Source organism: Mucilaginibacter sp. P1_D10 (assembly GCF_056406215.1).
In genome coordinates, this window is the sequence record NZ_JBFUAP010000033.1 from 1 (window position 1) to 9203 (window position 9203).

The window sequence follows — 9203 nt, forward strand, 5'->3', positions numbered from 1 at the left end:
CAGTTCCAGAACAATTTGGCCAACCCGGACGTGAAGTGGGAAAAGACAAATTATTACAGCGCGGGGCTTGACGGAACGTTTTTAAACGGGCGCTTAAGTTTCTCCTTAGACGTTTACGACCGCGAAACACACGGCCTTTTGCTGCAGGTGCCGCTCCCGGCATACTCCGGTACTGTAGCGGGCTGGGGCCCGGGATCTATGCAAGCGCCTTTTGCCAATGTGGGCTCGCTAAGCAACAAAGGGGCCGACTTGCAGATCAATACCACCAATATCAATTCTAAAAATTTCACCTGGAAAACCGGCTTTACCATATCGCGGAATATTAACAAAGTGACCAGTTTAGGTGCAGGTGGAGACCAGGCCAACTTAAGCCAGAAATCTTATGTAATTAACGATATAATTGAAAAAACGGTAGTGGGCCAGCCCATTGGCGAATTTTACGGCTATGTATTTGATGGAATATTTGCAACGCCAGGTGATTTGCAAAACCATGCCCGGCCTGCCGATGCAAACGGTAACCCTTACCCGGTTTCTGCAGCGGGTGGTGGTATCTGGTACGGCGACCGTATGTTCAAGGATTTGAATGGCGATGGCGTTATCGACTCGAAGGACCAGACCTTTTTGGGCTCCCCGATCCCTAAATTCCAGTACGGTATCAATAATACATTCAACTACAAAAACTTCGATCTGAATATTTTCTTCAGCGGCAGCTATGGCAACAAAGTGTTTAACCAAATGGCTATACAGCAAAGCAGTCCGGGAAACAGTTATGTCTTTTTCACATCGGTACTAAACTATGCGCAACTGGCTCTTGTAAATCCTGCCGGCTCTGCAACCGATGTTGACAATGTATATGTTACCAACCCAAATACTACGATTGTAGGGGTGAGGAACGACAATACCAACAGCAATAACCGTCCTAACAGCTTGATGATCGAGGATGGTTCATTCCTGCGGTGCAAAAACATCACCTTAGGTTACCGGATATCAGAAAGTCTTTTGTCAAAAATATCTGTGCGTTCTGTCAGGGTATATGCCAACGTATCCAATGCATTTATCATTACAAAATATAAAGGCATGGATCCTGAAGTTGGTTCGTGGAACCCGCTCCAGGCAGGTTGGGACGGCGGTTATTATCCGCAGCCAAGGGTATTTACCATTGGTGCAAACATAACCTTGAAATAATAAAACGATCACCGATTTAAAATATATGTTTATGAAATCAATTCACAAAATCATCATCATCCTGCTATGCACGGCAGCAGTGGCGGGATGTAAAAAGAGCTTTTTGGACCGCCCGTCCAATTCGCAGATAAGTTCTACTAATTTCTACAAAACCAGGTCCGATCTACGGTTGGCTACGGCAAGCCTGTACGCTGGTTCGGCGTGGTGGCAATGGAACAATGGCGCCTTGATACCGCTTGGCGACGTATTGAGCGGCACCGGCAGCTTTAGGTACAGCAACGATATAGTACAGCTTTTTACGCGCACCATTACCGCGCAAAACGGCCTGGTAACAAATGGCTGGGTTGGACTGTACAATGTTATAGGGCAATGCAATGGCGTTATCAATGCCATAGAGAAACAGGCGGATCCGTCCATTTCTGCAGCAGACAAAAATGCGGCCATAGCCGAGGCAAAATTTGTCCGTGCCGTGGCTTATTACCATTTGGCGGTATATTGGGGCGCAGTGCCCATTATAGAAGACAACAGCAAGCTGATCAAAGATCCGCTGCTTCCGCGTAATATTATTACAGACGTTTATAAATTCGCTGCCAACGACCTTACTTATGCAGCAAATAATCTGCCCAAAACAGACGAAAAGGGCCGGGTAACTACCTGGTCGGCGCAGGGGATGCTGGGCAAAGTATATTTGACCATGGCGGGCGTAGGCAAAAGCGGCGGCAGCCGCGACCAGGCCTTGCTTGACAGTGCTAAAAAGTATGCGGGCAACGTGTGCAAAAATAGCGGGTTGACATTGCTCCCCAATTATGCCGACCTTTTTAAGGCACAATACAACGATAACCAGGAATCATTGTTTTCCCTTCAATGGGCGCCAGGCGTAGGTTACGGAGCTGGCAACAACATACAACTTTATTTTTCGCCATCAAACACTCTCCTTCCCAACAAACAAGGCGGATGGCAACCCATACAGCCAACGTATGATTTATACCGGATGTATTCGGCTAAGGATACGGTAAGGCGCAAAGCCACTATTATGCTTAACGGAGATGTTTATCCCGAATTGCTTCAAGCCTCCGGTGGTTATAAAGCGACAGGCACCGGGCTGAAGAAACACATTATTGGCAACGAAAAAGACAACAATGCGCCAACAATGGATGAATGGACATCCATCGAACACAACGCGATTCTTAGGCTGGCCGATGTGTATTTGGTATATGCCGAAGCTATTTTGGGCAATAATGCGAGCACGGGCGATGGTGAAGCCCTACTTTATTTTAATAGAGTGCGGGCAAGGGCCGGCGTGGATATTGTGACTTCGATAACCCCGGCTTCGATGCGTACGGAGAGAAGGGTTGAACTTGCTTTTGAAGGGCAATATTGGATAGACCTGGTTAGGTATTCTTATTATGATCCGAGCAATGCGGTGAAGTTCCTGAATGACCAGGATGCCACGCATGGCCGGATTTCGTTTACTTACGACCCTAAAACGCGTATTGCTACAAGGGATACTATTGCCCCGCCATCTACGCTTCCGGCAACTATCGGTTCATTTACGTTGCCGATCCCTTCATCTGAGATTACCAGCGACCCTAAATTGGCTCAACCACCGGTACCATATTATTAATCAAAAAAAACTTAAATATATTGTTATGAAAAATAAATCATATTTACAATTATGTTATCTGCCGCTTCTCCTGCTGCTGGTGGCTTTCCTGCCGGCTTGTAAAAAAGATGCTGCAACCAACAGTGCCCCTCCTGTTATTGCAAGCATCAAGAGTTATGTAGCCTCGCCAAACGACACGGTTTTGAATAGTGCTGTGGCAAAGGGCCAATGGGTAGTAATAACAGGGCAGAATTTGCAAAATGCAACTAAAATAAATTTTGATGGGGTACCGGCCTCGTTCAATTCCGCATTATTTGCGCCTAACAGCGCGGTGGTGCAAATACCTCCTATAGAGTTTGGAAAAATTGATACCACTAAACTTTATACGGTAGAATATGCTACGGCAGCAGGCACAACAACGTTCGCCTTTAAATTAGGACCACCCAAGCCAACTATTTATGCTATATCTGATGTGTTTGCCAACCCGGGCGATTCGGTTTATCTTTTTGGTGCAAATTTAGTATTGGTTGAACACCTGGTATATGGGGGCACCGATATCTCCAAATTTAAATCGAGCCTTCATGGGGACTCCCTTGGCTTTTTGATGCCGGCATTAACGCCTACCAAATTCATTACGGTAACCACTAAATCGGGTATTGCCCGGGATACCATAAATGCAAAGCCAATCATTGCCGCCATTTCCAACGCTAATGCCAACGGTGGCGATTCGGTTTATGTTTATGGTACTTACCTTAAGACGGTCCAGTCAATTTCTTTTGGCGGTGCTACTATTACAAATTTCACAGAAGCTCCACGTGGTGCTTATGTGAAGTTCCTGGCTCCGGCTTCTAACAGCTACGCTAGTGGGCCAGTGACCATTGTTACCAGTTATGGAACGGTTTCTACTCCTTATAAAGTAAATACTCAAAATGGCGTTACTGAAGGCCTTTTAGCAAATTTTGAGTGGGGTGATTGGTTCGGTTATTCCTGGTGGGGAGATATTACTTTAACTAGTAACAAGGCCGATTTTAATGGTTCGATGGGAACCAATAATAGCCAGATGGTGTATTTTAATTCTCCTGTTTTAGCTGGCGGTGCCAGTAAGTACGCCCCATTGGGTAATTCTAATAAAACTTCTCGTCCTGCTAATTACTGGATGGCTGTGGCAAATCTTACAGATACTGTTTCACACTGGGCTCTTCAATTTGAAATAAGTGTGCCTCAGCCATGGAATGGAGGTACGCTTTATATTAGAACTGAATTTGCAGGTGACACTTACGTTGCGCGTTATGAGCCATGGAAAATCCCTAATTCAAATGTTACCAAAGCTTTTAAAACGAAAGGTTGGCAAACCGTAACTATCCCTTTATCTGAGTTCAGATCAAAAGTTAACGAATTAGGGGATGGTTTATCAGTTACTCGCATAAGCGATTTATTAGGGCCTACCGGTGCGAATAGTTATAATATGACCCTTAAAAATTTCGGGGGTTCGCCAACTGCGACTGGTTTTTATGCCGCCATTGACAATATTAGGTGTGTGAAAAACAAATAGCCTACAGCCCCACGGCGGCATATCGCTGTGGGGCTTTTTTAATAATTAAAATTAAGACAAAATGAAAATCAAGTATTCTTTTACAATATTGATAGCTCTTATTGCAGTTATATCTTTATTCTCCTGTAAAAAGACAAAAAACGCAGACCCTGAACTAACAGTTACTCAATCTGCCATCGCATTTACGCCCGAAGGCGGCACGCAAGATTTATCTTTTACCTCTAGTAGCGATTGGACCATCAGCAACCCTGTTTATTCGTGGCTGCAATTAAGCACAACATCGGGCAACAGTGGCAGCACGGTTATTCATGTAACAACCTTGTCAGAAAATGCTACCGGGGCAACCCGCTCTGGTACTTTATACCTAAGTGCGTCCAACGGCCAGGCCAGGAGGGTGAAGGTTTCCCAGGCACCCACCATATACCAAAGTTATAATACATCGCCCATAGCGCCTGATATGACCGGAATGAGTAGTAATGCCGTGCAACTGGCGGCGAAAATGAGTACGGGAATGGGAATAAATTTTGGCAATACTATGGAATCCCCAAACGAAGGTGATTGGCAGAATAGTAAGTTGACCGAGTCGTATGTGAAGTTTATGAAACAATCAGGTTTCACTGCTGTACGGCTTCCTTGTAACTGGGTTTGGACTCATTTAAGCGACCGTAGCAAGGCAACAATTGACCCGGCATGGCTTGCGCGGGTGAAACAAGTGGTTGGATGGTGTGTGGCTAATGATATGTATGTGATACTGAATTCTCACGATAGTCCCACTGGCAATGCCATAAAGCAAGATTCTATTAATGCGATGCAAAAGGCGATTTGGGAGCAGATTGCTACAACCATGCGCGATTTTGATGAGCACCTTATTTTTGCCGGCTTGAATGAACCTTCAGCTAATAATGCCGCGGAGATGGCCATACTTAATAGTTATCACGAAACATTCATCAGGGCGGTTCGCTCTACCGGAGGCAGGAACAGTTACCGGGTGCTGGTGGTGCAGGGGCCGACCACTGACCCTAATAAAACTGCTACTTTGATGACTACGCTTCCAACAGACAACATTCCTAACAAGTTGATGGTAGAAGTGCATGACTACACGCCTTCTGTATTTACGATACTAACAGATGGAGATGTAAGTTGGGGCAAAATGGTTTATTACTGGGGGGCCGGGAATCATTCTACTATTGAGCCGGACCGTAACGCCACCTTTGGAGAAGAGGATGGGATCATTGCTGAACTCCAACCGTTGAAAGCGAAGTTTGTTGATAAAGGTATCCCTGTAATACTGGGTGAATATGCTGTTTGGAGGAGGACTGCCGCCACCAACAGTAATTATCTTCCTAAGGATCTGGCTATGCACAACAAGTCTGTGGATTACTGGACAACTTTTGCCACCAAAACTATGAGAGCCAATGGCCTTATGTCATTCCATTGGGAGATAGGTTTTATGTTCGACAGAAAAAACAATGTGGTAAAGGACCAGCCTATGTATGATGCCCTTAAGGCGGGATACAAGTAAAAAGTAATGGTGGGTTAAAGCTTTTGCCGGAATAGCGGTACCGTGAACAGATTGTACAGTACCGTTTTCCGGTAAGCTAAACTTTAAAAAATTCCGTGATCCTTATGGATTACGGAATTTTTAACAAGGATATGTTTGAACGCATGACGATATCCGCAGCGAATGATACTGGTTAAAAAAGAGAATATGGAAAATCAAATGATTTCAAAAGCGCCTGAATTAGATGAAAGTGAAATTAAAGCTTTGATAGAGAATTTTGAAACGATCGGTATTTTGCTGAAGGAGCACCCTGCTTTCTTCAGGAACCCTATCATATCGCCTGAATCGAGAAAAATATTTAACGAGGGCCTGGTACTTATTAAAAACTTCACTCAAAAATGTTTAGAGCATTATGGGATGAGGTATCTTGAAAATAAGATTTCAACAATACGCTATGTGGATATGGGTATGCCCACGCAACAAGTTGAAAACTTAAAAGAAGAAAATGGCTCGCCTGGCTGGCGTTAAAGCATCTGCTGTTGAAATAACTGTCGCAGGTAAATAACACCTACAAAAGAAAAGAAATAATATATTATGAAATATACCATTGCCTGTTTTATGGCATTTTTAGTGGCCGGCGGAGTTTCAGCGCAAAACAAAAGCGAGGTTGCGCTTAAAGCAAAGATCAACAGCATCGTCAGCAAAATGACGCTGGAAGAAAAAATAGAAATGCTTCACGGCAACGCGTTATTTTCTTCGGGCGGCGTGCCGCGTTTAGGCATCCCGGAGCTAACATGCGATGATGGCCCGTTGGGTGTACGCGAAGAAATAAAGCGCTTCGATTGGGCTTCGGCCAACTGGACAACCGATTCCGCCACATTTTTACCAAATGGTTCGGCAATTGCCGCTACCTGGAACCCGGTAATGGCCAACAGGTATGGCGTAGTATTAGGCGAGGAAGCCAATGCCCGTAAAAAGATTGTAATGCTTTCACCCGCATTTAATATCTGCAGGATGCCGCTTTGCGGCCGTACCTATGAATATTATTCCGAAGATCCTTATTTGAACAGCCTGTTGGCTGTTCAATCTGTAAAAGGGATCCAAAGCAAGCACGTAGCAGCCTGTATAAAACATTTTGCCGCAAATAACCAGGAACTTAACCGCGATAGCGTAAATACTATAGTTGATGAAAGGGCCTTACGCGAAATCTATTTCCCGGCATTTAAAGCAGCCGTACAGCAAGGGAATGCTTATACGGTTATGTCGGCCTACAATAAGCTGAACGGTTATTGGTGCTCAGAAAATGAATTTTTACTTAATAAAGTATTAAAAAACGAATGGGGCTTTAAAGGAGCTGTTATCTCGGACTGGGCAGGAACGCACCATACCGTTGCGGCGGCCAACAACGGACTGGATATTGAAATGGGATCAAGCGGGCCGTATGATCAATGGTATTTTGCCCAACCATTGCTTAAAGCAGTTAAGGAAGGCCGGGTTTCGGTAAAAACAATTGACGATAAAGTGCGCCGGATTTTGTGGGTGATATACCATACCTCCATGAGTGCCAAGCACCCTAAAGGATCAATTGCTACACCGGCGCATACCCAAACCGCATATGATATTGCCTCAGAATCCATCGTCCTGTTGAAAAACGACAACCATTTATTGCCTTTGAAAGCGGCTAACATTAAAAGTATTGCTGTAATAGGGGATAATGCCACCCGTACATTCGCCTTAGGAGGGTTTGGCGCGGGCGTAAAAGCGAAATACGAGATAACGGCATTGGACGGCATAAAATCAAGATTCGGCAAAACAGCCAGGATCAGTTTTGCCCAGGGCTACAGGGCCAACTATTTAGCAAACAATACTGATGCGCAAAATAGTGGCTATGACCAGCCCGACCAAAAACTGATTGATCAGGCCGTGGCGCTTGCAAAAACCAGCGACGTTGCCATTTTGTGTATCGGCTCAAACCGTGAATATGAAAGCGAAGCCCATGACCGTAAAGATCTGGCGCTGCCTTTTGGAGAGCAGGCATTGGTTAACGCGGTTACCGCAGCTAACCCTAATACTATTATTGTGATCATGGCCGGCGCCCCGTACGATCTGAGCGAGATCAAAAAGTCAAATCATACAATTGTTTGGTCCTGGTTCAACGGCTCGGAGGCTGGCAATGCGCTGGCGGATGTTTTAAAAGGCGTGGTGAACCCGTCCGGCAAATTGCCATTTACTTTCCCCGTATCGTTAGGAGACTCACCTGCTGCAGCATTAAATACTTACCCGGGTAAAGGCGCAACGGCAGAATATAAAGAAGGCATACTGGTTGGATACCGCTGGTATGACACCAAGAAAATCCAGCCGCAATACCCATTCGGTTATGGGCTTTCCTATACTGATTTTGCCATAAACCGCTTCTCGACTGATAAATTAAGCTACGGGAAAAACGGAACCATCCGTGCAAAATTCACCATTAAAAATACAGGCAGCAGCTACGGCGCCGAGGTTGTGCAATTGTATGTAAGCGATCCGGTTAGTTCGGTTTTGCGTCCTGAAAAAGAATTGAAGGCTTTTAAAAAAGTTTTTCTGCAACCGGGCGAAACTAAAACAGTCGAGCTGGATGTAAGGGTGGAGGACCTGGCTTTTTACGACGAAACAAAAAAAGGTTGGAAAGTTGAAGCCGGCGAGTTTATCCTCCAGTTAGGCAATTCATCGCGCAACATTTCAAAAACAGTAAAAATCCTGGTTAAATAAACTCAGTTCAGAAGTAGTGTGAAGTTTATGGAAAATATGCGAACCGGATATATAGGCTATCCGGAATGCCGATAAACTCGAAAATAATTTTCAATGGGAATGCCCCATTGATCCAGTAAAATAAGTGTAAAAACACAATTTGTAATATAAACTTTCATGATGAAAAAGTTATTGCCGGGACAAAAAACTCAAATATCAATATGAGCAATACGATTTACCGGTTATGGGCGACGGCCTTAATTACCATGCTAATAGTGCCGTGTTTATACGCGCAAAAAGCCACCAACCCCATCATTTATGCTGACGTACCGGACATATCAATAGAACGTGTGGGCAATAGCTACTACATGAGCAGCACAACCATGCACATGAGTCCCGGTGTACCAATCATGAAGTCGAACGACCTGGTGACCTGGAAGACGGTGGGTTATGCCTATGATACTTTAGCAAATATTGACGCAGCGAATCTCACCAATGGCAAAAATATGTATGGGGAGGGTTCGTGGGCAAGTTCGATCCGTTTCCATAAGGGTACCTATTATGTGAGCACATTTTCTGCAAATACCAATAAAACACACATTTACAGTACTAAAAATATCGAAAAAGGCCCG

6 protein-coding genes and 1 pseudogene are annotated in these 9203 nt (G+C 44.7%); all 7 read left to right on the forward strand.

Annotation, left to right across the window (positions count from 1 at the left end; genetic code table 11):
* Positions 1 to 1185 (forward strand): annotated as a pseudogene (locus AC1DYT_RS26500) (SusC/RagA family TonB-linked outer membrane protein); the annotation flags it as partial.
* A gap of 31 nt (positions 1186 to 1216) precedes the next feature.
* A complete protein-coding gene (locus AC1DYT_RS26505) occupies positions 1217 to 2809 on the forward strand; it encodes a RagB/SusD family nutrient uptake outer membrane protein (protein WP_477472493.1) in 1593 nt (530 codons plus the stop codon).
* Positions 2810 to 2834: 25 nt separating this feature from the next.
* The gene (locus AC1DYT_RS26510) at positions 2835 to 4340 is read left to right on the forward strand and encodes a glycan-binding surface protein (protein ID WP_477472494.1); all 1506 of its coding nucleotides are present in this window, start codon (positions 2835 to 2837) and stop codon (positions 4338 to 4340) included.
* Between the two features lie 61 nt (positions 4341 to 4401).
* Positions 4402 to 5862 (forward strand): cellulase family glycosylhydrolase, encoded by a 1461-nt coding sequence (locus AC1DYT_RS26515; RefSeq protein WP_477472495.1) that lies wholly within the window; start codon positions 4402 to 4404, stop codon positions 5860 to 5862.
* A 186-nt stretch (positions 5863 to 6048) separates the two neighbouring features.
* On the forward strand, positions 6049 to 6369 hold the full coding sequence (locus AC1DYT_RS26520; RefSeq protein WP_477472496.1) for a hypothetical protein: 321 nt from the start codon (positions 6049 to 6051) through the stop codon (positions 6367 to 6369).
* Positions 6370 to 6435: 66 nt separating this feature from the next.
* Positions 6436 to 8592 (forward strand): glycoside hydrolase family 3 C-terminal domain-containing protein, encoded by a 2157-nt coding sequence (locus tag AC1DYT_RS26525; protein WP_477472497.1) that lies wholly within the window; start codon positions 6436 to 6438, stop codon positions 8590 to 8592.
* Positions 8593 to 8792: 200 nt separating this feature from the next.
* Positions 8793 to 9203, forward strand: a 411-nt coding sequence (locus tag AC1DYT_RS26530; RefSeq protein WP_477472498.1) for a family 43 glycosylhydrolase, incomplete at its 3' end; no start/stop codon positions are given.

Bases quoted from the DNA above. Each gene is read 5' to 3' on its own strand.
- AC1DYT_RS26505 (WP_477472493.1), top strand. From the start codon at position 1,217: ATGAAATCAATTCACAAAATCATCATCATCCTGCTATGCACGGCAGCA.
- AC1DYT_RS26510 (WP_477472494.1), top strand. From the start codon at position 2,835: ATGAAAAATAAATCATATTTACAATTATGTTATCTGCCGCTTCTCCTG.
- AC1DYT_RS26515 (WP_477472495.1), top strand. From the start codon at position 4,402: ATGAAAATCAAGTATTCTTTTACAATATTGATAGCTCTTATTGCAGTT.
- AC1DYT_RS26520 (WP_477472496.1), top strand. From the start codon at position 6,049: ATGGAAAATCAAATGATTTCAAAAGCGCCTGAATTAGATGAAAGTGAA.
- AC1DYT_RS26525 (WP_477472497.1), top strand. From the start codon at position 6,436: ATGAAATATACCATTGCCTGTTTTATGGCATTTTTAGTGGCCGGCGGA.